Source organism: Klebsiella sp. Sb-30, from assembly GCF_057652795.1.
The window spans coordinates 2,788,882-2,814,613 of the sequence record NZ_CM172749.1; the positions used below are offsets into that span (position 1 = coordinate 2,788,882).

Annotated in this window: 25 protein-coding genes and 1 pseudogene; 9 read left to right on the top strand and 17 right to left on the bottom strand. The window is 57.9% G+C overall.

Going from position 1 to position 25,732, the window contains the following annotated elements; genetic code table 11:
• Nucleotides 1-53: 53 nt before the first annotated feature.
• Both AC236I_RS13085 and AC236I_RS13090 read right to left on the bottom strand, forming a co-directional pair.
• Nucleotides 54-1,022 carry an ABC transporter substrate-binding protein gene (locus AC236I_RS13085; RefSeq protein WP_032717403.1) on the bottom strand — a complete coding sequence of 323 codons (969 nt, stop codon included), beginning with the start codon at nt 1,020-1,022 and terminating at the stop codon, nt 54-56.
• A complete protein-coding gene (locus tag AC236I_RS13090) occupies nt 1,019-1,723 on the bottom strand; it encodes an ABC transporter ATP-binding protein (protein ID WP_162098180.1) in 705 nt (234 codons plus the stop codon). The genes AC236I_RS13085 and AC236I_RS13090 overlap by 4 nt, the downstream gene beginning before the upstream one ends.
• A gap of 211 nt (nt 1,724-1,934) precedes the next feature.
• On the opposite strand from AC236I_RS13090, the gene AC236I_RS13095 reads away from it, so the two are divergent.
• The 4 genes from AC236I_RS13095 to AC236I_RS13110 all read left to right on the top strand — a co-directional run bounded on the left by AC236I_RS13095 (nt 1,935) and on the right by AC236I_RS13110 (nt 4,766).
• Complete coding sequence (locus AC236I_RS13095) at nt 1,935-2,516, top strand: flavin reductase family protein (RefSeq protein ID WP_004861659.1); 582 nt, start codon at nt 1,935-1,937, stop codon at nt 2,514-2,516.
• Between the two features lie 333 nt (nt 2,517-2,849).
• Complete coding sequence (locus tag AC236I_RS13100) at nt 2,850-3,359, top strand: MarR family winged helix-turn-helix transcriptional regulator (protein WP_004861657.1); 510 nt, start codon at nt 2,850-2,852, stop codon at nt 3,357-3,359.
• Nucleotides 3,349-4,125, top strand: a complete 777-nt coding sequence (locus AC236I_RS13105) for a DNA alkylation repair protein (protein WP_004861654.1) — start codon at nt 3,349-3,351, stop codon at nt 4,123-4,125. The genes AC236I_RS13100 and AC236I_RS13105 overlap by 11 nt, the downstream gene beginning before the upstream one ends.
• 122 nt (nt 4,126-4,247) lie before the next feature.
• A complete protein-coding gene (locus AC236I_RS13110) occupies nt 4,248-4,766 on the top strand; it encodes a ClbS/DfsB family four-helix bundle protein (protein ID WP_004861652.1) in 519 nt (172 codons plus the stop codon).
• Between the two features lie 8 nt (nt 4,767-4,774).
• On the opposite strand, the gene AC236I_RS13115 is transcribed toward AC236I_RS13110, so the two are convergent.
• The gene (locus AC236I_RS13115; RefSeq protein WP_004861650.1) at nt 4,775-5,596 is read right to left on the bottom strand and encodes a helix-turn-helix domain-containing protein; all 822 of its coding nucleotides are present in this window, start codon (nt 5,594-5,596) and stop codon (nt 4,775-4,777) included.
• Between the two features lie 205 nt (nt 5,597-5,801).
• On the opposite strand from AC236I_RS13115, the gene AC236I_RS13120 reads away from it, so the two are divergent.
• The 3 genes from AC236I_RS13120 to AC236I_RS13130 are packed head-to-tail and all read left to right on the top strand — an operon-like array spanning nt 5,802 to nt 10,430.
• Nucleotides 5,802-7,373, top strand: a complete 1,572-nt coding sequence (locus AC236I_RS13120; protein ID WP_487608513.1) for an alpha-L-rhamnosidase-related protein — start codon at nt 5,802-5,804, stop codon at nt 7,371-7,373.
• Nucleotides 7,374-7,398: 25 nt separating this feature from the next.
• Nucleotides 7,399-8,781 carry a glycoside-pentoside-hexuronide (GPH):cation symporter gene (locus AC236I_RS13125; protein ID WP_064367549.1) on the top strand — a complete coding sequence of 461 codons (1,383 nt, stop codon included), beginning with the start codon at nt 7,399-7,401 and terminating at the stop codon, nt 8,779-8,781.
• Nucleotides 8,782-8,825: 44 nt separating this feature from the next.
• Nucleotides 8,826-10,430: a carbohydrate porin gene (locus tag AC236I_RS13130; protein ID WP_032717399.1), complete on the top strand. Its 1,605-nt coding sequence runs from the start codon at nt 8,826-8,828 to the stop codon at nt 10,428-10,430.
• 208 nt (nt 10,431-10,638) lie between these two features.
• Here the strand turns inward: AC236I_RS13130 and pptA are convergent, their stop codons facing one another.
• From pptA to AC236I_RS13190, 12 genes and pseudogenes are all read right to left on the bottom strand, one after another.
• Nucleotides 10,639-10,866 (bottom strand): tautomerase PptA, encoded by a 228-nt coding sequence (gene pptA, locus AC236I_RS13135; RefSeq protein WP_004861642.1) that lies wholly within the window; start codon nt 10,864-10,866, stop codon nt 10,639-10,641.
• Nucleotides 10,867-10,933: 67 nt separating this feature from the next.
• A complete protein-coding gene (locus AC236I_RS13140; RefSeq protein ID WP_054829238.1) occupies nt 10,934-11,551 on the bottom strand; it encodes a glutathione S-transferase family protein in 618 nt (205 codons plus the stop codon).
• 215 nt (nt 11,552-11,766) lie between these two features.
• Nucleotides 11,767-12,423, bottom strand: a complete 657-nt coding sequence (locus tag AC236I_RS13145) for a hypothetical protein (RefSeq protein WP_162661347.1) — start codon at nt 12,421-12,423, stop codon at nt 11,767-11,769.
• Between the two features lie 324 nt (nt 12,424-12,747).
• A complete protein-coding gene (locus AC236I_RS13150) occupies nt 12,748-13,641 on the bottom strand; it encodes a transporter substrate-binding domain-containing protein (RefSeq protein WP_015584401.1) in 894 nt (297 codons plus the stop codon).
• Nucleotides 13,638-14,414 carry an amino acid ABC transporter ATP-binding protein gene (locus AC236I_RS13155; RefSeq protein WP_487608514.1) on the bottom strand — a complete coding sequence of 259 codons (777 nt, stop codon included), beginning with the start codon at nt 14,412-14,414 and terminating at the stop codon, nt 13,638-13,640. Before AC236I_RS13155 ends, AC236I_RS13150 begins: the two co-directional genes overlap by 4 nt.
• Nucleotides 14,398-15,327, bottom strand: coding sequence for an amino acid ABC transporter permease (locus AC236I_RS13160; RefSeq protein WP_004861632.1), 930 nt, complete (start codon nt 15,325-15,327; stop codon nt 14,398-14,400). Before AC236I_RS13160 ends, AC236I_RS13155 begins: the two co-directional genes overlap by 17 nt.
• 9 nt (nt 15,328-15,336) lie before the next feature.
• On the bottom strand, nt 15,337-15,846 hold the full coding sequence (locus tag AC236I_RS13165) for a GNAT family N-acetyltransferase (protein WP_004861630.1): 510 nt from the start codon (nt 15,844-15,846) through the stop codon (nt 15,337-15,339).
• Between the two features lie 11 nt (nt 15,847-15,857).
• Nucleotides 15,858-18,125 (bottom strand): annotated as a pseudogene (locus AC236I_RS13170) (NtaA/DmoA family FMN-dependent monooxygenase).
• 52 nt (nt 18,126-18,177) lie between these two features.
• Nucleotides 18,178-19,299: a M20 peptidase aminoacylase family protein gene (locus AC236I_RS13175; RefSeq protein ID WP_064367547.1), complete on the bottom strand. Its 1,122-nt coding sequence runs from the start codon at nt 19,297-19,299 to the stop codon at nt 18,178-18,180.
• Nucleotides 19,296-20,297, bottom strand: a complete 1,002-nt coding sequence (locus tag AC236I_RS13180) for an MsnO8 family LLM class oxidoreductase (RefSeq protein ID WP_004861621.1) — start codon at nt 20,295-20,297, stop codon at nt 19,296-19,298. Before AC236I_RS13180 ends, AC236I_RS13175 begins: the two co-directional genes overlap by 4 nt.
• Before the next feature lie 105 nt (nt 20,298-20,402).
• On the bottom strand, nt 20,403-20,948 hold the full coding sequence (locus tag AC236I_RS13185; RefSeq protein WP_004861618.1) for a P-loop NTPase family protein: 546 nt from the start codon (nt 20,946-20,948) through the stop codon (nt 20,403-20,405).
• Nucleotides 20,949-21,064: 116 nt separating this feature from the next.
• Entirely contained in the window at nt 21,065-21,463 is a 399-nt protein-coding gene (locus AC236I_RS13190; RefSeq protein WP_004861615.1) for a (R)-mandelonitrile lyase, read from the bottom strand.
• 113 nt (nt 21,464-21,576) lie between these two features.
• Here AC236I_RS13190 and AC236I_RS13195 point away from each other — a divergent pair, with 113 nt between their 5' ends.
• Entirely contained in the window at nt 21,577-22,464 is an 888-nt protein-coding gene (locus AC236I_RS13195; protein WP_126509727.1) for a LysR family transcriptional regulator, read from the top strand.
• 189 nt (nt 22,465-22,653) lie between these two features.
• The gene (gene ansP, locus AC236I_RS13200) at nt 22,654-24,117 is read left to right on the top strand and encodes an L-asparagine permease (protein ID WP_004861610.1); all 1,464 of its coding nucleotides are present in this window, start codon (nt 22,654-22,656) and stop codon (nt 24,115-24,117) included.
• Nucleotides 24,118-24,162: 45 nt separating this feature from the next.
• On the opposite strand, the gene AC236I_RS13205 is transcribed toward ansP, so the two are convergent.
• Nucleotides 24,163-24,384, bottom strand: a complete 222-nt coding sequence (locus AC236I_RS13205; protein WP_004861607.1) for a YgdI/YgdR family lipoprotein — start codon at nt 24,382-24,384, stop codon at nt 24,163-24,165.
• 144 nt (nt 24,385-24,528) lie between these two features.
• Nucleotides 24,529-25,590, bottom strand: a complete 1,062-nt coding sequence (yncE, locus tag AC236I_RS13210) for a 7-bladed beta-propeller protein YncE (protein WP_015584406.1) — start codon at nt 25,588-25,590, stop codon at nt 24,529-24,531.
• Between the last annotated feature and the right edge of the window lie 142 nt (nt 25,591-25,732).

The following is a 25,732-nucleotide window of genomic DNA, read 5'->3' on the forward strand; positions in this document are numbered from 1 at the left end:
TACGGCCCCGTCTCCCGGGTCAGGCGTCAACCGCCCCCCGGGAGAAAGGCAAATTACTGCGCGAAAAGGGTATTGAAGCGGGAAAGTACCGTACTGCGTTCGCTGCTGCCATCGCTGGTGGTCGGCAGAATTCTCAGTTCATTAAGCAGCGGACGTTTAGCCGGGATATCGCTACGTGCAGGCATCAGCCACGCGCCGGCGACCAGCGCCTGGCCTTCCGGCGACAGGACATAGTCAACGAAGGCTTTGGCATCGTCAGCATGCGCCGTGGTTTTAAGGATCATCATCGGCCGCGGGGCAATCACCGTGCCGCTGGCGGGGAAAATCACTTTCAGGGATTCCCCCTGGTCGATATTACCGTAAGAGACATAGTCCACCGCGCCGAACACCGCCGCTTTCGCCCCCTGCATGACCGGCGTCACCGCCTGAGCGTTCGGCCCGCTGACCACCATGCCGTTCTTTTTCAGTTCGTCGAACAATGCCCAGGCCTTGTCGCCCATGCCATTCTGCAACCCGATCAGCAAATCCAGCGATGCGCCGGAGAGCGCCGGATCTGGCGTCGTGACCTTATCTTTAAACGCCGCTTCGGTCAGGTCGCGCCACTCTTTCGGCTCCGGGGTGCCGCTTTTGCTGTTCCAGACGATCCCCAGTGCCGATATCCCCTGCGCAACGTAATCCGCAGATTTCAGGTTCGCCGGGACCTTATCGGCATTGGCGCTTTGATACGGCAGCAGCCAGCCGCGTTGATGCAAATCTTCCGCGGTATCCCAGGAGGCGGAGATCAGCACATCCGCCTGCGGATTGGCCTGCTCCGCGTCGAGACGCGCCATCACCTTACCGGTCGTGGCCTGGAAAATATTGACCTTCACCCCGGTTTTCTTTTCATAGCCGCTGGCGAGACTTTTCGCCAGCGAACCCGGCCCGGCGGTATATACGGTCAGCGCGTGGGCGCTGGACATCATGGTGGCAGACAACAACATCGCGAGCACAGCTCCTTTCTTAACGGTCATAACGGTTTTCATGCGAGTTCCCCGGAGGATGAAGTGATGGTGCGAACGGCGGCAATAGTGCCGGCAGATAAATGAACAATTCGGTCGGCCAGCAGTTCGGCTTCGCGGCGGTCGTGAGTGACATATACCGCGGTGATCCCCAGCTGACGCAGCAGACGGCTCATCTCGACACACAGCGATTCGCGCAGTTCGCTATCGAGGTTGGAGAGCGGTTCGTCAAACAACAGCACGCGAGGTTCGGCAACGATGGCGCGAGCCAGCGCGACGCGCTGCTGCTGACCGCCGGAAAGACCGGAGGGTTTACGATCGGCAAAGCCGTTGAGGCCAACCATCGCCAGCGCATCATTAACCCGCTGTTGTCGCGCTGCGCGCGCTACGCCGCGCATCCGCAGTGGAAAGGCGACATTCTGCGCCGCCGTCATATGCGGCCACAGGGCGTAGTCCTGAAAAACCATGCCGATGTCACGCTGCTCCGGCGCCATACCCCAGCCGGGTTTCGCCACCAGACGATCGCCAAAGCGTATCTCGCCTGCTGCCGGAACGCTGAGCCCCGCCAACAGGCGCAACAGGGTACTTTTGCCGCAGCCAGACGGCCCCAGCAGCGCCACGATGCTCCCCGCATCGATATGCAGGTCTATTTGATTCAGGACAGTATGAGTGCCGAAGGCGAACGAAACGCCGTCGAGTTTGATGCCGGTAAGCGCGCGCATTATCGCCCTCCCTGCCGGGAAAGCGTTGCTCCGCCCGCCGTCAACAGCCGGCGGGCCGCACTCACCTGTGATAAAGACAGGAGAGCTAACATATTGTTATCCTCTTTGGGATTTAGTGGTGCCGACTATAGGGAGCCCGCATGACATATTGATTACATTTTCATTGCGGATTAACGTGTTGTCTGGCATCAGACCCATTTACCAAGGAACGCTTATGAGCCGTTTTCGCCACGTGGAACTCCAGTACGCCAGTCGCCTGCTCAATCATGGCCCGACCATTCTGATAACCAGTTACGATGCCGCTTCTCAACGCCGTAACGTCATGGCCGCCGCGTGGTCGATGCCGGTGGAATTTGCCCCGCCGCGACTCGCCATCGTGGTGGATAAAAGTGCCTGGACAAGGGAGATCATTGAGCGCAACGGTACCTTCGGCATCGTGGTTCCCGGCGTAGAAGCTGCCAGCTGGACCTACGCGGTCGGCAGCATCAGTGGACGTGATGAGGATAAATTTAACGCTTACGGCATCCCCGTGGTGCAGGGGCCGGAACTGGGATTACCGCTGATTGAAGAGAAGTGCCTGGCGTGGATGGAGTGCCGACTGTTGCCGCCAACGGCAGCTCAGGAGCAGTACGACACGCTGTTTGGCGAGGTGGTTTCCGCCGCCGCCGATGAGCGCGCTTTCGTCACCGGACGCTGGCAGTTCGACGACGATAAGATCAATACGCTACATCATCTCGGCACCGGAAACTTTGTCGCCAGCGGCCGCCACGTGCGCGCCAATACTCCGGAAGAGTAACCCCATTCGCCGGCGCAGGCAGGGTTTACCGGCCTGCCTGGCTTGCTGGCCGCATATGCGCTTCGTGGAAATTGCCCGCCGGCGCTTCGCTGGCACGGGCCTACACGATCGGCGCATGACATCCCCTCCCTCGCCGGTCAGGCTATTCTGCTATCACCCGTGTCCCCCTGTAGGCCGGGTAAGGCGTCAGCCGCCACCCGGCAAAATACCGGCACGCTGTCCAGGCCCGATTTATCATCTTTTATGCTGATGTTCACAAAACGCGCGTTGACATTTGATTATCGATAAACTCATCCATATAGTTAGGCGCCATACTATATTGCAGAGGCCGCGATGGAGCTTGAACAGAAATATCTTTCGTTATTGCAGGAGGCCCGGCGTCTTCAGCTTGCCGATGTCGATACGATCCGTCTCTGTTTTCAGACCCTCTCGCTGGCCGCTGCGATTGATCGCGATTGTGCGCTGCTGCTGGCGCCATGGGGATTGTCCGAGGGGCGCTTTGTTCTGTTGTTTATACTCGATGGCGCGCCTGACGGTCTGGCCCCCAACGTACTGGCGGAAAAAGCCGGCGTCACCCGGGCAACCATTACCGGATTGCTGAACGGTCTCGAACGCGACCGGTTAATTGAACGCCACGCCGATCCCCTTGATGGCCGGGCCATGCGTATCGCATTAACCTCTGAGGGGAAGCAGCTTATCGCCCGCGTTTTTGCCCGACACAGCCGCTGGATTGCCGGTTTGTTCAGCCCTCTCTCGGCGCAAGAACGCACCCAGCTGTCTGAACTGCTGGCGAAAGTTGCCGCCGGTACCCAGGCAGGAAAAGGAGATGCCCATGCCGGTTGAACAACAACGTAAAGGCGCAACCCGCGTCGCGGATATCCCTGACGACATTTTGCACCGGCTTTCGCGGGGAGAGTTGCCAGGTGCCAACCTGACGGAAATCCTGGCCATCGATCAGGCCGTTCTGCTGCGCTCGGTCTTTCCAGAGCTGTCGCCGGTTTCCCACCAGGCCGCAGAGGGATTGGCTGCGCAGGGTATTGTTAAACGAATGGCGGGTATTGCTCGTCTGTTGCTGAGCGAACTCGGGGAGAGTGGATTCGACCGCTGTGCGGCTCATTCGTCGGATACCGTGCGCGGCTGGGCCTGTTTTATGCTCGGCGCCGCGCCGGATTTAACGCTCGATGCGCGCTTACACGCTATCTATCCCCTGGCCGACGATAGTCATTTTGGTGTTCGCGAATGGGCGTGGCTGGCGCTGCGTCCGCATCTGGCGCACGATCTGGATCTTACTATCGCCCTGCTCACCCCCTGGACCTGTTGCGCATCGCAGTACATTCGCCGTTTTGCCTGCGAGTCCCTGCGCCCGCGCGGCGTCTGGTGCGCGCATATCGCTGAGCTGAAACAACAGCCCCAGCGGGCGCTGGCAATACTTTCCCCACTGCGTGCTGATCCGTCGAGATATGTCCAGGATTCTGTGGCCAACTGGCTGAATGACGCGGGTAAAGAGAGAGCGGAGTGGGTACAGTCGCTCTGCGCGCAATGGCTGGCAGACAACCCGTCTCCCGCCACCTTGCGCATTTGCCAGCGCGCGAGGCGAAATTTAATCTGATGAGCGACGCAGGCGCCCTGCCCGGGCGACAAACGGCGCCGATTGTTGAGCACGGTCGCCCCCTGCGTCGTTCTGCGCAAACATACCGTATAACCAACTCATCCCACCGAAAGGAACTCGCTATGAGCGTACCGCAAACCCAGGCGCAACTCCTGCAAGCCATCAATAAAAACTACGCTAAACTAGCCGGCTATTTGACGCATATTCCCCCGGAGATGACGGAGCAAAAGACCCTTCCCGGTCATGCACAGAACACCGAAATGAGCGTTCGCGATCTGGTCTGTTATCTGCTGGGATGGAATGAACTGGTTCTCAAATGGCTGGCTCACGATGAAGCGCAGCAGCCCATCGACTTCCCGGAAACCGGTTTTCAATGGAACCAGCTTGGGCTGCTGGCGCAAAAGTTCTACCTCGATTACCCCGCGCAGGACTACCCGGCTCTGCTCGATTCTCTGCATCAGGCTAAACGGCGGCTTATCGCCTGCATCGAAGCCCAGGATAATGATTCGCTTTACGGTCGGCCGTGGTATGGGAAATGGACTCTGGGGCGGATGATTTCACTCAACACCTCGTCGCCTTATGCCAACGCCTGCGCCCGCCTGCGCAAGTGGGCGAAGGCACAAAATGTCGCCTTGAAATAGTGGCTCCCTCAGCGCAGCAAACGACGCCTGTCTTCGCTGGGGGTCACCCCAAAAACCTTTTTGTACAGGGTCGTGAAGTGGTTACTGTTGGCAAATCCACACAAATAAGCCACATCGGTAATCGTCATATCCGTTTCCCGGAGCTTTACTCGCGCTGAGACTAAACGCAGGCGTTTTAAATAATTATCCGGCGTCATCCCGGTGGCTTCTTTTATATGGCGAAAAGCAGTACGTGACGTCAGATGAAATTTTTCGGCCAGCTGTTGCCAGTTATGGTCTTCAAAACAGTGCTCCTGTAACCAGGTCAGCAGCTTATGCAGTTTATATTTGGTATTGCTATATTCCGCTTCGGTTTCCGCATACATTATGGTCGTCACCAGCTGGAAAAAAGCGGCTTCCCGCAGCGCCCTGTTTTCCCCCCGCTGGCCATCCGCTGAAAATATTTTCCCCACCAGTTCCTTGCAGATATGGCGGGCATCTGGCGCCAGCCAGCCGTAGCAGGAGGCCTGCCGGGAAGAGAAGGTCTGCAATAGCGAATCGAGATGCTGTAAATAATGAAATTCAACCTCGGGGTTAATCAATACATTAATTAATTTCAGTGTTCCAAGCTCATCATAATAATGTACATCCCCAGGCTGAACATAAAAAACGTCGCCCTGCTGAATATATAATGGCCGGCCGTTAATAATATGTAAGCCGTGCCCCTCGTCCACTATCACCAGTTCAGCAAACTCGTGGCTGTGTTCATGACTGTTATCTTCCGGATCGCTGGCGTACATCCCCAGTTTATCCTGCGGATCGGCGAAATAATACTCAACGGTTAATATCATCGTTAACAATATCCAAAACGGCATTCGGGCAGTGGCACGATAATGCATTTTACTGGCTGCCACGTACAAGATTTATAGAATTGTGATCGCCAACCGTCCTACCCCACTATCAGTGCCATTTTCATAACAGGATTGGCATTGCCAGAGTGGTTGTGGCGGGCGTCGACATCTTATGCTGCGTGAAAATCAATTCAGAGGACGCAGTATGTCACAGGCCATTCAACGCAACGCGCAGGTCGCGATGACCCGCCACCCGCATTTTTTACGTACCGCCGAAGCGCTCAGACCCGTACTGCGCAGCCAGTCGCGCCAGCCGATGGCGGTGATACAAGCCCATGCCGACCCCGAGTCCCTGTTCGGCTGGCGCGGGGATGAAGTAGGCACCTTAGCGGACTTTTCCCGGCGTGAACTGACCAGCGGTGACAGTGCGATCATCGATTTCGGCAGCCACATCGTCGGCTATCTGCACTTCACCTGTCTGAGCGCCGGCAGCCCCCCCGACGCCCCGGCCCATTTGCAATTGACCTTCGGCGAAACCCTGTGCGAAGTGTGCGAACCCTTCAGCGATTATCAGGGCTGGCTCAGCAGCAGCTGGTTGCAGCAGCAGGACCTGTGGCTTGACGTGTTGCCCGCCGCCGTCGACCTGCCACGCCGCTACTGCTTTCGCTACCTGAAAGTGGAGGTTAAGGCGGTGTCGGAGAAATTCCGCCTGCGTCTCAACCAGATCCAGGTCAATGCCGTGACGTCAGCAACGCAAACCTGCCCACCGGCGGTGACCACCGATCCGCAGCTTCAGGCTATTGACCGGGTTGCCGTCCTGACCCTGAAGAACTGTATGCAGGAGGTGTTTGAAGATGGTCCGAAACGTGACCGCCGCCTGTGGCTCGGGGATTTACGCCTGCAGGCGTTGGTCAATGATGTCACCTTCGCGCACCACGATCTGGTCCGCCGCTGTCTGTACCTGTTTGCCGGTCATACCCGGGAAGACGGGATGGTGTCAGCCAACGTTTTCGTCCAGCCGGACGTGCTGGCTGATGATACCTTTCTCTTTGATTACTCTCTTTTTTTTGCCGACATTCTCTATAACTATCTGCACAGTACCGAAGATGACAAAACCGCTCGCGAACTCTGGCCGACGGCGCGTCGACAAATCGACCTCGCCCTGGCCCGCTGCGAAGCGTCTGGCCTGGTGCGCGATAGCGATGACTGGTGGGTCTTTATCGACTGGCAGGCATCATTGAATAAACAAGCCGCGGCTCAGGGCGTGCTGATCTATTGCCTGCGCCGCGCCATCCGGCTGGCCGAGCGCTTTGAGCCTGAGCGGGTGCCGGACTACCGCGCCCGTTTGCAGCAGCTCTGCGCAGCGGTACAGGAGAGACTGTGGGATGAGAAGCAGGGATTTTACGTCAGCGGCGCACAGCGCCAGGTCTCCTGGGCCTCGCAGATCTGGCTGGTGTTGGCGGAAGTCGGTAGCGCCGGGCAGCGTCGGGAGATCATGCATAATCTGCGACGCCATCCGCCGGCCATCGCCATGAATACCCCCTATTTGCGCCATCACTATATCGCCGCCCTGCTGCAGTGCGGGCTCCGTGAAGAAGCCATTGCCGAAATCAAGGCCTACTGGGGCGCGATGATCAACTACGGCGCCGATACCTTCTGGGAAATTTTTGACCCGGCGGATCCTGAGTTTTCCCCTTATGGCAGCAAACTGATCAACAGCTATTGCCATGCGTGGAGCTGTACCCCGGCCTGGTTTATTCGCCAGTACGGACTTTAACAACAACAATAAGCGAGTGTATTTTATGGCAGAAACATTCTTTACCCGATGGCGGCAGCGCATTGGCTATGGCATCGCCGACCTCTCCTGCAACCTCGTGTGGCAGATGATCTCTTTATATCTGATGTTCTTTTATACCGATGTGATGGGCCTTCCCGCCTACTATGTCGGCCTGATGTTCCTCGTCACCCGTCTGGTTGATGGCGTCGCTGACGTACTGATGGGGCTGGTGATCGATAATACCGCCACCCGCTGGGGGCGCTGCCGTCCGTACCTGCTGATTGGCGCAGTACCCTTCGGTGTGCTCTGTATTCTGGCCTTCTACGTGCCCGATTTTGGCACCACCGGTAAGCTGCTCTACGCCTTTGTGACCTACCTGTGTCTGTCGTTTCTCTACACCCTGGTCAATATTCCATTTTGCGCGATGCTACCGTTTCTGACCAACGACTCGCGGGAGCGCACCACGCTATCGGCGGTGCGTATTCTGCTGGGCTCACTTGGGGCAACGATTGTCGCGGTCGCTACCCTACCGCTGGTCGGGGCGCTGGGCAACGGTAGCCAGGCCGAGGGTTTCTTCTATACCGCGGTGGTTTTCGGCGTGATTGCCACCTTCTTCCTGCTGGTGAGCTTCCGTAACGTCAAAGAGAATATCCGCATCACCGAAGAACGGATGACCTTAAAACGTGCGTGGGTCAGCCTGCGCGCCAATCGTCCCTGGTTGGTCTTCGCGGTGAACATTTTCCTGATGTGGGGGGCGTTCTTCTTCCAGACCGGGGCGCTGGTCTATTTCTTCCACTACTACGTTGGCAATAACGATCTGACGGCGATCGTTGCCGGGATCTCCACGTTTGTCCCGCTGCTGGGCACTCTCACCGTTCCGCTGCTCGCCAGCCGGATGAAAAAGCGCCACGTTTATCTGTGGGCGAGCGCGATTAACCTCATGGGTATGGGCATGATGATGGCGGCCGGCGCTAACAGCTGGGGGCTGATTGCCGGGGCGGTGGTACTGTCCCTCGGCGCCGGTCAGCGAACGGCCATTTACTTCTCCATGCAGGCGGATCCCGTGGATTACGGCGTGTGGAAAACCGGCATCAATACGGCGGGGATTTTAACCTCCATCAACGGTTTTTTGGGGAAAGTGGCGATGGCCGGCGCGGGTGCGATCACCGGCGTGCTGCTCTCTTCCGGCGGCTATATCGCTAACCAGGTACAGAGCAACAGCGCAATGTTGGCGATTAAAGCCTGTTATCTCTACATCCCGGCGCTGCTGATCGTTGCCTCAATGCTGTGGATCGGGCGCTTCTATCGCCTTGACGATCATTACGAACAGATTCGCGCCGACCTCGATGCAGGCCGCCGCGCGCCGCCCGATCCGTCGGTGGCTTCAGGAGAAAAACACGCCATCTAAGGCGCCCCTGCACCGTTCTACCTCTGGAATAAATAAGGATTGATATGCGCATCTCTGTGATAAGCGCAGCGGTTTGCTGCGCCCTTTTTTCGGCCTTCGCCGCCGATGCCACGCCGCTTTCTGTCGAACAAAGGCTGGCGCAGCTGGAAGCTCGCCTGAACCATGCCGAACGTGAGGCGGGAGAAGCAAACCGCCGGGTGCAACAGGCGGAACAACGGACCACCGCCGCCGAGCAACGTGCGGCGGCAGCGGAAAAACAGATACAGACCCTGAGCCAAAGAACCGCGGTGGCCGAACAAAAACAGCAGGCGACCGATAAGCAGCTGGCGAAGAGCAGCCTAAGCGACGGGTTTGAGTTCAATGCCTATGCCCGCGCCGGGATGCTGGTTGACAGCCACGGCAAAGGCGCACGCGGCGGCCCGGGGATCTCTCCGGCCAGTTCGCTCAACGGTGATGCCCACGTTGGCCGTCTTGGCAATGAAAAGGATAACTACGTCGAGCTAAGCTTTGGCAAGAAGATGACCTTCAGCGACGGGTCGTGGGCACGCTTCAAAACGATGCTGGCCGATGGTGCGACCAACCCGGACCCGTGGGTACAGGATAACGACAGCCATCATCTGAACGTGCGCCAGCTGTACGTCGAGATGGGAAACTTCGCCGACTTCTCCGGACCGTTTAAGCACGCGTCGATCTGGGCGGGTAAACGCTTTGACCGCGATAACTTTGATATCCACTTTACCGACAGCGATATCATGTTCCTTGGCGGCACCGGCGGCGGGATCTACGACGTCAACTGGGGCGACAGCCTGCGCGGCGATTATTCGCTCTATGCGCGTAATTTTGGCGACCTGGGAAGCGATAACTACGCAGATAACGACATTCAGAACCTGATGTTCACGGCAAACCACTTCTGGCAAAAATGGCAGCTGATGACCACCGCGATGACCGCCCAGGGCAATGATTCGCTGAAAGATAATACCTCCACCACCGGCAGCTATGCTCTGCGCAGCGACAATACGGCGAAAAATGGCTATTACGCGATGCTCGCGTATCACGACAAAGAGCGGTTCTACGGTCTGGCACCGGGAGTATCGGAAAGTGCTCTGCAGTACGGCAGCGGACTGGGCGCCGAGGCGCGGCAGCCCGGTAGCGATGGCGACCTCACCGAGAACGCCAAATCGTTACGTTTTGCCTCGTACGGCATTTTACCGCTGGGGAAAAACTGGCAGCTGGCGCCATCGGTGATTGCCCAGCATAGTGAAAACCGCTACCGCGACGGCGACCGCTACGACTGGGCGACCTTCAACCTGCGCGTCTCGCAGGCGCTGACCCGTAACTTCGCTCTGCTGTACGAAGCGTCATGGCAGTATATGGACCTGAATCCTGACGGGCGTAGCTACCGCTATAACGACAATCTGTACCAGTATCAGGCGGTGAGCGGCGATTTCTATAAGCTGACCTTTGCGCCGACGTTTAAGGTCGGCGATGTGTTTGATATCAAGGCTCGCCCGGAAATTCGGTTCTTCGTAACGTGGATGAACTGGGACAAAGCGCTGGACCACTACGCTATCAACGATGATTTTGGCAGCAAAGGCTTTACCGCCGGGGGGAACTGGAACTTCGGCATCCAGTCGGAGATTTGGTTCTAATCGGCAAAACCGTGGCCGCTGCTGCGGATGATGATCTGCAGAAAACAGGTCGCCCGGACCCTGCACAGCATCGCCCGGGCGACAACATCCGCACCCTTTTAAAACCGTACTCCGTGACAACAGACCACCACGGCGACGGGCCTGGCAGCGGCCAGCTGACAGGTAGCCCGGACAGGTGCGGCAATCACTGTCCGGGAAAGGTTCGCCATTACATGCTGTAACCCGGCTTCTTAATCAGCTGCTCCATCTGCGGGGCGATTTCGCTGTCCCAGACTTTTTGCCAGTCGCTTTGCTCAACCAGATTGAGGGCGACGCTCACCGCCCCGTCTTTACTGTTCAGATGGCGGATCAGCACCTCGGTAATGTCGGCGGCCAGGGCGCTTTTTTGATCATCGGTCAGTTCGCGGGGAAAACATTTAATATCAACATGCGGCATAGCAGGCTCCTTATTGTGAGAGCGATAAACTAGCATAGCGGTAGTCAGTCGGTTGGCCTTTTGTGCTTTAAATCAACTCGTTGTCACGCAGTACCTGCTGCAGGTCCGGGTGCTGACAGACTTTGTCAGCCACGGCGACAAACTTCGGCGTATGGGCGGAAAACCACTCCCGCCGCGGACCCCAGCGGCACATCGTCGCAATATAACAATCCAGCAGGGTTATCTCCGCCCCCAGCGCATAAGGCGCCGCCGCCAGCTGCTGCTCCAGCCACAGGTACAGCGATTGACGATAGCGGATGCAGTTTTGCCGCAGTTGCTCCGCCGCATCGGCGGCCCAGCGCTGCGGATAATCGGCGTAGGTAAAGGTGGGATAAACATTGGCCACCATCCAGATCAACAGACGCTGAAACTGATGGCGCTGCGCTGTGCCCGGCGCCGGCGCCAGATCCGGACGGCTATCGAGGATCATCAGAGCCATCGCGGCGGTTTCGGTCATCACGCTGCCGTCCGCCAGTCGCAAAGTGGGAACCTGACACAGCGGGTTTATCTGCATCAGGCTATCGCGCTGCGGCCCCGGCTGGTCGAAGCCTGCTACGTTAACGAAATGGTAAGGAATGTTGGCGAGGGTCAGCATCAGCTCACCGATCGCCGATCCCCAGCCGGGAACGCCATAGACAGTAATCATCATCTGCCTCCACGATAAAGCTTAAGTTTAGACACAAAATCGGGCTGACATGCTGGAGATCCGGCCAGCAGTACGGCGCAAGATGCTACAGAACAGGCGTTATCCGCGATGATCTTTGACCGGTAGCGCTACGTTTAGCGTAGCGACGCCCTGCTTTTCAATACCTCATACCTTACCGTTTATCCGCAGAATACTCGCGGCGTTGCAAGCAATATTCATGGCTGACGATTGAGAAAGGGTGAAAATGTCTTCCAGAATTTTTTGGCACACTGAATGTCATATAAGCTGTTAACCACGGCACTGACAATCAGAATAAACATCGCCAGGTAAACAAGAAATAAAACGACAAAACAGGCTACCGCGGCCGCGCCTGACATTTCGGCTACCACGTCGGGCACCGACATAAAGAATCCGTATATGATAGCGGCAATCATCAGCCCGCCGAAAATAACTATCTCCCGGCGCGCCTTTTTCCTTTTACTGGACGGTTGCGTCACGCCTGAATCCGTAACATTCAGCAGCCTCGACATCCGAAGAAAGCTATTCAGGGTTGGCTCATTGAAATCGATATTGTTGCTGGCAATATACTCGAGAATTTTATGGCTGATGGTCACCGGATATCTTATGCCGATACCTTCATATAACGCCTTGATAGCCAGTAAATCAAACGGGGTAAGATCGTTTTTATTTTTCAATTGATTAATACGGCGAAACGTTGCCAGGCGCTTTTCCACATTCACTTTATCAAACTGACTGTCACGATGAAGCTTCCTGCCTTCTCCCCAGCGATTATAAATAGCGCGAATGAATGCGACAACAGCAGGAAACACCACGCCAGATAAGGGTATAATAACTTCTGATAATATATTCACTTCAATCCCTTGATGATTATTGATGTAAAGAGATGGTCCCAGCAGAACCGCGGAGTGAAAATATTAACCACACGAAAAATATACGGATTTTGATAAAAATCAAAATCGTCATCATCATATTTATCTTTGGAATTAAAAACCGGCGAGCTGAAAATGATGGTGCAGTTATCATATTAAATACGTTGCCGAAAGTTAAATCCGCCACACAACGCATAAAGTGACATTGACATCATCTTTGCCGATTGCTGAACACCGCGATGAAAGTCGCTATCAATAATAATCCCCCGCTGTTTCGCCCCGTACTCCGGCGAAACAGCGGTTTTTTTAGTAGGTAATGCCCGGCGGATTCACCTGCGATTGTGTCACCGCCTCTCCCTGTTCGCCCCAGCGCGCCAGCACCTGCTGGTACTCTCCGCGCGCAATGGCGCCATCGAGCGCCGCCTGCAACGCATACACCAGGCCATTGCCCTTTTTGGTGGTGGTGGCGACCCAGGCCTTTTTCGGCCCCAGCCCAACCACTTTGGTTGCTCCGGTCAGCGCCGCTTTATAGGCTGCCGTGGACTGCGGGCCAAAAAAGACGTCGGCGCGCCCTGACTGAATATAGAGGTTGCCGGAGGCGTCATCGGTCAAATAGATCGGCAAAGCCGGTTGACGTCCCGCCGCTTCATTTTCCCCGTTCCAGCCCAGCAAAATGCGCTCCTGATTCGTGCCGGATCCGACGATCACCTTCCGCCCGGAGAGATCCGCCGCACCGCTGATTTTGTCGATGGCGCTGGTGGATTTAACCGAAAATGCCAGCGAATCGACGCGATAGGTGGCGAAATCGAACTTCTCTTTGCGCGGTTCGGTGACGGCGATATTGACCAGCGCCACGTCATAGCGCCCGGAGGTGATCCCCAGCGGCCAGTCTTCCCATGCCGTCGGCACCAGTTTCAGCTTGAGGCCTAAACTGCCGGCCAGCAGGCGGGCAATATCCGGGTCGCTACCGATCCGCGTCCGGTTGTCGCTGGCCAGCAGCGCCAGCGGCGGGGAATTAAGCGCTGAAATCGCCACCGTCAGCGTACCGGGTTCAACAAAGCGATAGCTGGCCGGGATCCTGGCGATCGCGGCGTTGTCCACCGTTACCGGCAGCGGCCGTTCATTCGCCTGGAGATCGATTTCCGCCTGCGCTCCCGCAGAGAGCGCGCCCAGCGCCAGGGCGACTATCCTTTTTTTCATGCCAGCACCTTTGATAAAAATTGCCGCGTACGCTGATGCTGCGGATGATTGAGCACCGCATCGCTGCTGCCCTGCTCAATAATTTTCCCCTCGACCATAAACACCACCTGATCGGCCACTTCGCGGGCAAAACCAATCTCATGCGTCACCACCACCAGCGTGGTACCGGAGCGGGCCAGCTTTTTAATCACATCGAGCACTTCGCCCACCAGCTCCGGATCCAGCGCCGATGTCGGTTCATCGAACAGCAGCACTCGCGGCTTGAGGGCCAGCGCCCTGGCGATGGCAATACGCTGCTGCTGGCCGCCGGAGAGATGGCGCGACCAGGCCTCGGCCTTGTGGCGCAGCCCCACCACGTCCAGCAGCTCATAAGCGCGCGCGATGGCCTCTTTGCGGCTCGCCTGCCGGTGGGCAATCGGCGCTTCAATCAGGTTTTCCAGCACCGTCAGATGCGGGAACAGGTTGAAGTTCTGAAAGACGTAGCCGACGTTAACGCGCTGGCGCAGAATCTCTCTCTCCTTCAGCTCATAGAGCTTATCGCCATGGCGCCGATAGCCAATGTAGTCGCCATCAATCTGAATAAACCCTTCATCCACTCGCTCAAGATGGTTTATGGCACGCAGCAGGGTTGATTTCCCCGAACCGGATGGCCCGAGGATCACCGTCACCGTGCCGGGCGCAATTTCCAGCGAGACATCATCCAGCGCTTTATGGCGGCCAAAATACTTACTGACGCCGGTAATCGAGATATGGCCGTTATGAGAGTTGGGCATGAATGGCCTCCTGCGGTTTCTGCGGCTGGCGAGAGGATTCATCGGCGCGCGCCCGGCGCGGCGAGTTGACCGCCGAACGGCGTTCGCTGCGCGCCAGGGCGCGTTCCACCAGATATTGAATCAGCGACAGGACGCTGGTGATAGCCAGATACCAGACGGCCCCCACCATCAACAGCGGGATCACCTCCTGGGTTCGGTTGTAAATCATCTGGATGGTGTAAAACAGCTCGGGCATCGCCAGCACATAAACCATCGCGGTCCCTTTGGCGAGGCTGATAATCTCATTGAAACCAGAGGGTAAAATCGTGCGCAGCGCCTGAGGCAGAATAATACGCAGCGTACGCCGCCACGCCGGCAGCCCCAGTGCCGCAGCCGCCTCATACTGACCGTGGTCAACGCCGAGGAAACCGCCGCGAATGATCTCCGCGGTATAGGCGCTCTGCACCAGCGTCAGCCCCACGACCGCGGTGGAGAACTGCCCCAGCACATTGATGGTCTGATAACTCCCCCAGCTGATCCCGGTAAACGGAATACCGAGCGATAGCGTGTCATACAGATAAGAGAAGTTGTAGAGGATGATCAGCACCACAATCAGCGGCAGCGATCGAAACAGCCAGATATAGCCCCAGGCCAGGCTGCTCAGCAGCCACGAGGAAGAGAGCCTGGCCAGCGCCAGCAGTCCGCCAAAAATCACGCTCAGGACGGTACCCAGCAGCGTCAGCAGCAGCGTTTGTCCCAGCCCTTCAAGAATGACCGGGTCAAAGAACCAGCGGGCGAAAACCGCCCACTCCCAGCGCGGGTTAAAGGCTACCGACTGCACGACGACCGCCAGCACCAGCAGCGCCACCACCGCGCCAACGGCGCGCAGCGGATAGCGCGCCGGGATCACTTTAATCGTTTCCGATCTGTTCATGTTCTCTCCTCAGGCGCTGCGGCTTAAAACGCTTACTGCCAGCGCTTTGGTGAACCGTAACCGTCCGTCAAATGGCGGCTGGCTGTACTCTTCCGGGTTGCGTGCCAGGTCAAACTGCGCGTCGTACCCCTGACTCAGATAGAGCCTGACCGCTTCCGGCTGGCGAAAGCCGGTCGTCAGGTAGATATGGCTGTAACCTGCCAAAACCGCCCGCCGCTCCAGCTCCTGTACCACTTTCGCCGCCAGCCCCTGCTGGCGCAGGGCCGAATGGGTCCAGATGCGTTTGATTTCCGCCGTATGACTGTCCTTCGGCTTATAGGCGCCGGTGGCGATAATTTCGCCTTCACGTTCAAGGACGATAAACAGCCCCTGCGGCGGCAGATACCACTCGGTCAGCTCAACCTCCGCATCGCGAGAAAAATAGTCGCCATAGCGCGACGCGTATTCGGCGAACAGGCCGTGAATAATCGGCTGGAGTTCCGGCGCTTCAGGTGAGATATCGCGAAATGCTGCACTCATATTGCCTCCTGTTAATCGCCCAGCCCGGCCGGGTTAATTTCGGATTGCGGGATGCTCTCCACGCTTTCCCCCCAGCGGGTAAGCACTTTGCCATAGTCACCGTTCTGAATGGCGCCGTTTAACGCCGTCTGCACGGCCTCAACCAACCCGCTGCCTTTTTTCAGCGTAACTGCAATGTGCGCCGCTTTCGGCCAACCGCCGTCCACGCTGCCCACCAGTTTGGTCTTCCCGGTCAGCGCGGCCTTCCAGGCGCCGATCACGTTCGGGCCAAAAAAGGCGTCGGCGCGACCGGACTGAATGGCCAGCGTCTGGGCGGCATCATCCTTGGTGTAGACCGGCGTAAAGGGCTTCAGCCCCTTTTTCAGGTTTTCCGCATTCCACGCCAGCAGAATGGCTTCCTGGTTAGTGCCGGAGCCGACGATAATCCGCAGCCCGGCAATGTCTTCCGCCTGGTCAATTTTACTCAGCGGGCTGGTACTCTTGACGTAGAAACCCAGCGAGTCCTTACGATAGGTGGCAAAGTCGAACTTCTCTTTGCGCTCTTTGGTGACGGTAATATTGCTGATCGCGGCATCATATTTGCCGGAGGAGACGCCCAGCGGCCAGTCCTCCCAGGAGGTCGGCACGACGTTCAGCTCCAGCCCCAGGCTGTCGGCGACCAGGCGGGCGATATCGACTTCGCTGCCGAGCAGGGTCTTGTTGTCGTCCGAGAAGACGGTCAGTGGCGGCGAGTTCAGCGCCGCGACCGCCACGGTAAATTTACCCGGCACCGCAAGGTGATAATTCGCCGGCAGCCGGGCGATCGCCTGCGGATTTTTGGCCGTGTGCACCGGCGCTTTATTGGCCTCCACGCTTACGCCGGTACCGTTGATATTGACGTCCTGCGCCCATAATGGCGCGCTGAAACCCAGCGCAAGGGCCAGTAAAAGTGACTTTTTCTGCATAGCGAGCGTTCTCTGTTGTTATTGTTGTTGGAATTGATTAATCGGCTGCGTCAGCCCCAGGCTTTCGCGCAACGTCGTTCCCGGATACTCCCGACGGAACAGCCCGCGCGCTTGCAAAATCGGCACCACCCGATCGACAAAGCGCGGGAAGGTATCCGGCGTGCCGCCCTGAATGATAAAACCGTCGGCCCCTCGCTGTTCAAACCAGAGCTGCAAACCGTCGGCGACCTCCTGCGGCGTACCGGCGAAAAGCGGGCGCGGGCTGGCGGCTTCCAGCGCGACCTGGCGCAGGGTCAGTCCACGTTCGCGCGCATTGCGCTTAATTTCATCGGTGGTGCTGCGGAAGCTGTTTTTCCCGAGGTCGCCAATATCGGGGAACGGTTCATCCAGCGGATACTGCGCAAAGTCATGATGTTCGAAATAGCGTCCGAGGTAGTTGAGGGCATCCTCAATCGATACCAGCGCGGCGGTCGTCTGGTATTGCTGTTCGACGTCGTCGGCATCGTCACCAACAATCACGCTGACGCCCTGGAAGATATGTAGTTGGTTATCCTGACGACCGCAGGCCGCCAGCTGATGCTTCACATCTCGATAAAATGCCTGCGCTTCCGCCAGTGACGCCTGATGGGTAAAAATGGCATCGGCATGGCGGGCCGCCAGCTTTTTACCGTCATCGGAGGCCCCGGCCTGAAAAATAATCGGTCGCCCCTGCGGCGTACGGGAAATATTGAGCGGGCCGGCAACCTGGAAAAAATCACCGCGATGGTCGAGGGTATGCAGCTTATTTTTATCGAAGAACTGTCCGGTAGCTTTATTACGGACGAAGGCATCTTGTTCCCAGGAATCCCATAATCCTTTCACCACCCGCAAATATTCATCGGCAATACGGTAGCGCAGCGCGTGGTCAGGATGCTGCGCGCGCGAAAAGTTTTTTGCCGATCCTTCCAGCGGCGAGGTCACCACGTTCCAGCCCGCGCGTCCCTGGCTCAGATGGTCAAGGCTGGCAAACTGCCTCGCGGTGGTAAAAGGCTCGCTGTAGGAGGTCGATAAGGTGCCCACCAGCCCGAGATTGCGGGTGACCGCCGCCAGCGTCGAGAGCACGGTCAGCGGTTCAAAACGGTTTAAAAAATGCGGGATAGATTTCTCATTAATATATAAACCATCGGCAACAAATAAAAAGTCCAGCTTGCCCTCTTCGGCTTTTAAGGCCGTCTGCTTAACGAACTCAAAATTAATACTGGCATCCGCCTGCGCGGCCGGATGACGCCAGGCGGACATATTTCCCGATGCGCCGTGTAATATTGTGCCCAGACGCAATTGTCGTTTTTCAGACATAGCAACCCCTTTCCTTGCCGAAAATAAAAACAGAAGCCCGAACGCTCAGGCGTCAGATCTGGCCTAAAGCCTGCTCCGCCAGCGCCGCAAAATAGCGGGCCGCCGGGGCAATTAAGTTGTCATCCGGATTGTAGGCCGGGTGGTGAAGACCAAATTCGCTGGCGCTGCCGATACTGACAAACGCGCCGGGAATATGCTGTAGATAGACGGCGAAATCCTCGCCGCCCATATGCAGATCCGCATGGCGGGTGCGGTAGCCGGAGCGAGCGGCAACGTCGCTGGCAAATTCCGCCCAGCTCGGGTCATTGACCAACGCCGTGGGACCGGCGTACCAGAACACATCTATCTGGGCGCCAAAAGCACTGGCGAAACCGGCGGCAATATCGCTGACCCGCGCCTTGACCCGCTGCTGCACCTCGCTGCTGTGGGTACGCAGGGTACCTTCCAGCTCCACGCTTTCCGGCAGCACGTTCCAGGTATTGCCCCCCTGGATCCGCGTTACGCTCAGGACCACCGAATCGAGGGTGTTCACCTCGCGGCTGGCCACGCTCTGCAGGACGGTGACCAGCTGGCTGGCCAGCAAAATCGCATCTTTGCCTTCGTGCGGTCGGGCGGCATGCGCCCCTTTGCCGGTGACCTTAAAGACGAAACGATCGACGTTGGCGTAGAACGCCCCGCCGCGGGTGGCGAACTCGCCCAGCGGCAGGCCGGGTTCATTATGCATACCGAAGATCGCCGAGACGCCCTCCAGCGCCCCGGCGCGAATCAGGGTTTTCGCCCCGCCAAAATTCTCTTCCGCCGGCTGGAACAGAATCCGTACTCGTCCCGGGAGCGTCGCTTCGCGTTCTTTCAGCAGCAGCGCCGCCCCCAGCATCACGCTGGTGTGAATATCATGGCCGCAGGCGTGCATCACCCCCTCGTTTTGCGAGCGATACGGCAGGCCGGTGGTCTCAGCGATCGGCAGCGCATCGATATCTGCACGCAGGGCGATAATCTTCTCGCCGCGGCCCACTTCGACGACCAGGCCGGTTTTCAGCGCGTAGGGCAGCACCCGCAGGCCGCCGCTCTCAAGCCAGTCGCGGATGCGCGCCGTCGTCGCCACCTCCTGCAACGAAAGTTCCGGATACTGATGCAGCTCGCGCCGCCAGCTAATCAGCTGTTGTTCAAAACTCATGGCAACACCTCCGCGCCAAGATGGGCCTGAGCCAGCAGGCGGAGTGAGTCGAGGCGCGCCTGCCCCTCGGCGATCGGCGTGTCGATGATAAATTCGTCAATATGCCAGGCGGCATGCAGGGCGTCGAGCTGCGCTTTTACTTCGTCTGCGGTTCCCGCCAGCAGCGAGGCCTCGCGGCGGGCGATGCGCACCGGCGGACTTCCGGCCTGACGGGCAAAGGCGGCCGCCTGCGCTTCGCTACCTACCGTCACCCGCTGGCCGTTTTCCAGTTCGACGCCCCAGATTTCAATCTGCTTCGCCAGTTCAATCGCCGTGGCGCTCTCTTCAGCGACAATGACCTGGATAGCGATGATGGCGTCGCGGCGACTCAGCGCCCGCCAGCGGGTTAACACCTCGCGCAGCAGCGTTTTGTCGCCGTTAAGGTGGGCGGCGAAAACGAAATTCCAGTCCAGCCGGGCGGCGAGCTGAACGCTCTCCAGGCTGGCGCCGAGCAGGAAGCCGTCGGCGCGACGCGGCGGGATTGGCGTGGCGCGCAGGTTCTCTTCCCCTGCGGCATCGGTGAGCGACAGCCAGTTATCCAGCTGGGCGAGGCTATCGGCAAAAGTCCCCTTCTGCGCCGGATCAATCCCCTGCTGCAGCGCCCGCGTTGCCAGCGGCAGGCCGCCCGGCGCTTTTCCGACGCCAAGATCGACGCGGCCAGGCGCTATCGAGGCCAACAGGTTGAAGTTTTCCGCCACTTTGTACGGGCTGTAGTGTTGCAGCATGACGCCGCCGGATCCGACGCGAATCTGCCGGGTCTGGCCAAGGATCCAGGCAATCACCACTTCCGGCGACGGGCTGGCTAATTGATCGGTGTTGTGGTGCTCGGCAATCCAGAAGCGGTGATAGCCCCAGGCTTCCGCCTGTTGCGCCAACGTTAATGTACGCGTCAGCGCCTGAGCGGCCGTTTCTCCCGCCGCCAGCGGACTTTTATCCAGGATACTGATTCGATAAGACATTTCGCAGGCTCGTATTAATTAACATGCCTGCATTATTAGAATCTGCCGCGGCCACTGAGAAACAATTTATTTACATGTACTCTGCCGGAAAATAGATATACGCACTTAACGCGGCGCCACCTGCCGCTGCAGCTGACGGATGAAATCCTCGGTCTGCCGCGGGTGACGCAGGCGTACAAAGCGGATGTGCCGATACGCCGGGTCGGTCATATCAGACTGATAACGCTGGCGATTGTTCTTCCAGGTTTTAAGGGTCCACCAGATAATCGAGTCGCGGCTGAGGAAGGCGCGACGGAAGCTTTCACGGTTGCCGGTTCCCGGCCACAGCTCCTGACCGCTGCTTGCCCGGGAGATGGCCCGACAGATGGCCTGGCGCAGAGTTCGGGCGAAACCATAATCCACCCACACCACCAGATCGACATTGCGCCACTTAACCGGGCGGCTGCGGTTGTAGTTGCCGTCCAGCACCCAGCCGGGAGTCTCGGTGGCTGCAACCACCCTGGCGAAGAACACCTCATCCGGCACGCCCTGCCACTCCGCGCGCCAGTAAAGCCTGTCCATCTCAATGTAGGGAACGGACAAGATCTGCGCGAGCCTTCGCGCCAGCGTCGATTTGCCGACGCCACTGGTCCCCACTACGTTGATATTCATCGCTGTCTCCCAGCCGTTGCGCCGCTGAGAATCATAGCCCGAAAAAGCCCAACGGCGCTACCGGCTGCCCCACGGAACACGGCCGGTAGCTCGGGCCGGACGCGGGGCCAACGGGATTAGCCTGCCGGATACTGGTCGTCGGTCACTTTTTCCAGCCAGCTTACCGGGCTGCCGTTTTCGGCTTCGGCAATCGCAATATGCACCAGGGCGGTCTCGCTGCTGGCGCCGTGCCAGTGTTTTACGCCCGGAGGAATCCAGGCAATATCGCCCTGATTCAGCGCCTGCGGCTCTTTGCCCCACTCCTGCAGCCAGCCGCGCCCCTGGGTGACGATCAGCGTCTGACCAAGCGGATGGGTGTGCCAGGCGGTACGCGCGCCGGGTTCAAAAGTGACCGTCGCACCGCCCACTTTTGCCGGCTCGCTGGCCTGGAACGGCGCATCAATACGAACATCGCCGGTAAACCAGCTATCCGGCCCCTTTCTCGAAGGCTGTGAGCCGCTACGAATAATGTTCATTTCTGTTCCTCTCAACATGACGTGTCTGTTCAAAGTAGCGCAATCTGGCAACGAGGATTAGACTGCAAAATCAGAAAGGAACCATGAACGAAATTCATTAATCCGGAAAAGTGATGTTAAAAGATAACGTTAACGACCTGCTGTCGTTTATGGTGGTCGCCCGCGAGCGTAGCTTCACCCGTGCGGCCGCTCAGCTTGGCGTCTCCCAGTCCGCCCTCAGCCACGCGATGCGCAACCTCGAGGCCCGGCTCGACGTGCGGCTGCTGACCCGCACCACCCGCAGCGTGGCGCCTACCGAAGCGGGCGAAAAGTTGTTCCAGCGCCTGAGTCCGCACCTGCAAGAGATAGAACAGGAGCTTCACGCTCTGCGCGATACCCGCGACCGTCCGGCGGGTAACCTCCGCCTGACCGCCAGCGAGCATGCCACCAGCGCCGTGCTCTGGCCGGCGCTGAAAAACTTCATGTTGCAATACCCGGAGATCAATATCGAAATCACCGTGGACAACGGCCTGACCGATATTGTCGACGGCCGCTATGACGCCGGCGTTCGTCTGGGTGAACAGGTTGCCAGAGATATGATTGCCGTGCGCATCGGGCCCGATATGCGCATGGCGGTAATCGGTTCAGCGGCCTATTTTCAGCGCTACGGTATCCCGCAAACGCCCTACGATCTCGCACAACATCGCTGTATTAATCTGCGCCTGCCGACCCTCGGCGGTATCTATACCTGGGAGTTTGCGCAGGACGATCACGAAGTCCGCGTGCGGGTTGAAGGACAAATTACCTTAAACAGCCTGCCGCAGCGAATTGATGCCGCGGAATCGGGGCTGGGTCTGGCCTATGTCCCGGAAGATAGCGTGCAACAGGCGCTGGCGGAAGGACGACTCATCCGGGTCCTCGAGGCCTGGACTCCCGCCTTCCCCGGCTATCACCTCTACTACCCCAGCCGCCGCCAGCATACGACGGCCTTCAGCCTGCTGGTGGACGCCCTCCGTCTTTGAACTCATTGATATTTAAGCAAGTGCGGTCGAGAAATGTTTTACGTGCGTGACTATCTCGATACGTGTAGGATGCTGCGCCATGCTCTGCTTATCTCCTACGTCAGAATGATGGGAAAGCCAGCATAACGTACTGCTACTCAGCGGTGCGATGAACCACTCATGGACATTGACAGGAAAATGGGTACATCAATGAATACAAAGCAACACTCGACGGCGGAACACCATGCCGCCAGACGTCACTGGCTCAACTCCCAGGAATCGGGCTATCACAAAGCGATGGGCAACCGTCAGGTACAGATGATTGCCATCGGCGGCGCCATCGGTACCGGCCTGTTCCTCGGCGCAGGCGCGCGTTTACAGATGGCTGGCCCCGCGCTGGCGCTGGTTTATCTGGTCTGCGGCCTGTTCTCATTCTTTATCTTACGCGCCCTCGGCGAACTGGTGCTGCATCGTCCTTCCAGCGGCAGTTTCGTCTCCTACGCCCGCGAGTTTTTGGGTGAAAAAGCGGCCTACGTCGCCGGCTGGATGTACTTCGTTAACTGGGCGATGACCGGGATTGTCGATATCACCGCCGTGGCGCTGTATATGCACTACTGGGGCGCCTTCGGCGATGTCCCGCAGTGGGTCTTCGCGCTCGGGGCGCTGGCGATCGTCGGTACCATGAACATGATCGGCGTGAAGTGGTTCGCCGAAATGGAGTTCTGGTTCGCCCTGATCAAAGTGCTGGCGATTGTCGCCTTCCTGGTGGTCGGGACCATTTTCCTCGGCAGCGGCAAACCGCTGGACGGGAATGCCACCGGCTTCCACCTGATTACCGATAACGGCGGTCTGTTCCCGCACGGGCTGATGCCTGCGCTGGTACTGGTTCAGGGGGTGGTGTTTGCCTTTGCCTCCATCGAACTGGTCGGGACCGCCGCCGGCGAGTGTAAAGAGCCGCAGACGATGGTGCCGCGCGCCATTAACAGCGTGATCTGGCGTATCGGCCTGTTCTACGTCGGCTCGGTGCTGCTGCTGGTGCTGCTTCTGCCGTGGAATGCCTATCAGGCCGGGCAAAGTCCGTTTGTGACCTTCTTCTCGAAGCTGGGCGTACCGTACATCGGTAGCGTAATGAATATCGTGGTGCTCACCGCCGCGCTCTCCAGCCTCAACTCTGGCCTGTACTGCACCGGGCGTATTCTGCGTTCGATGTCGATGGGCGGTTCCGCGCCGAAGTTTATGTCGAAGATGAGCCGTCATCAGGTGCCGTATGCCGGGATTCTGGCCACGCTGGCGGTGTATGTCGTCGGGGTGTTCCTGAACTATCTGGTGCCGTCGCAGGTCTTCGAAATCGTCTTAAACGTGGCTTCGTTGGGGATTATCGCGTCGTGGGGCTTTATCGTGGTGTGCCAGATGCGCCTGCGTAAAGCTATCAAGGAAGGGAAAGCGGCGGATGTCAGCTTCAAGATGCCGGGTGCGCCGTTCACCTCCTGGCTGACCCTGTTGTTCCTGCTCAGCGTGCTGGTGCTGATGGCCTTCGATTACCCGAACGGTACCTATACCATCGGTTCCATTCCACTGATTGCAGTACTGCTGGTGGCCGGTTGGTTCGGCGTGCGTAAGCGCGTTCATGCTATTCATAGTACGGCGCCGGGCGTACAGTCAGCGCAAAAATAACCCTATCGCGGTTTGTCCGTCACCGGGCAAACCGCCGCTTCCTGCTTAGTTATCTTCCACCAGCTGCGACACATCGCTGCTGTTAATCTGGCGGTGATTGCCGGATTCATCCACATAGCTGGTCATACCGGTGTCTTTATCCAGACGCGGCTTACCCTGAGTCACAATGGTCTGCCCGCTTTTCGTCGTCATTACATAGTTTGAAGTACAGCCCGCAAGCAGTGCCAGCATCGCGCCAGCGCACAGAACCATAAATGGCTTATTCATACATCCTCCAGAATGATTAATTCCGCCAGGCAGCAGGCGGCAAAACGATGATTGTAAAACCATAACCGCAATCGGGCCAATAAGTGTTTGTAACAGAGGGTGATTCTGGCGGGCGGGAGGGGTTTCCCCCTCCTCAATCACGACTTACAGCGCGATACGGATAACGTCATCCGGCTGGGTCGCTTCTTTCTGACGGGTCGACTCCTGCTTCACGCTGACATACAGCGTTTTACCGTCGGCGGAGAGCGTCAGGCTGTTCGGGTAGGTCGGCGTTTTGAAGGTTTTGACCACTTTATAGGTTTTAGCATCAATTACGCTGACTTCGCCGGCTTTGCGATGGGTCACGTAGGCTTCATTGCGCGTCGGGTTGAACAGCACCGCCAGGGATTCCGGCGCAGCGATTTTCTGCAGCACTTTGCCGTCGCGCAGATCAACAACCAGCACTTCCGGCTGTTTACTGTCGGTGATGAAGGCGCGGTGGCCGGCGGTATCCAGGCTCAGGTTCAGATAGAAGTGTTCTTTACCGTCATCCTGCAGCTTCTTGCGGCTGAGAATTTTGTTGCTCTCGCTGTCGATGGTCAGCAGCTCGCCATCGGCATTGGTGGTGTAAATACGCTTCGCATCAGCATCCACCGCCAGCCCGGTCGCCATGGCGCCAGTATTGGTGATAGTGTCTTTCAGCGTCAGCTTTTCACCATCCACAACCCAGATCACACTCTCTTTACCCAACCCGGTGATATAGACCGTGTTGGTTTTTTCATTGACCGCCAGCTCACGCGGCGCCAGCGGACGCACGGTTTCACTGCGTTGACGATTGTCGAGCACCAGACGGCCTTTCACCGCGCCGGTTTTCGCGTCAATGGCGGTAACGGTGCTGTCAGTGGTGTTACCAAACCACAGCGTTTGCGTAGCATTGTTGATCGTCGCGCCGAACGGTTTCAGATCGTTATGAATAACCTGCGTCACTTCCAGCGTGGTCGGGTCGAGACGATAAACAATCCCGCCTTTATCCAGTGAACGGCTTTGAGAAGTTGCGACCCACAGCGCATTTTCCTGCTGGCTGTAAGCCATTTCGTATGCGCCCTTACCGACCGCCTTGCGCAACATTTCTTCTGCCGCATGAGCGCTGAAGCTCCCCGCCAGCAGTAAAGAGGTTAATAACAGTGAACGACGCAGACGCGGCGCGGACAGATGACGTAATGACATGACGACTCCCTTGAATAAAACACCTATGTGCCTGCTCGACATTGCTTCCCTGACACAAAGTCCTGGCTTTGCGTTCATTTTCAAATGCGAATAGTAATCATTATTTGACATGAAGTGGAGCGTTATTTATGAAAACTGACGG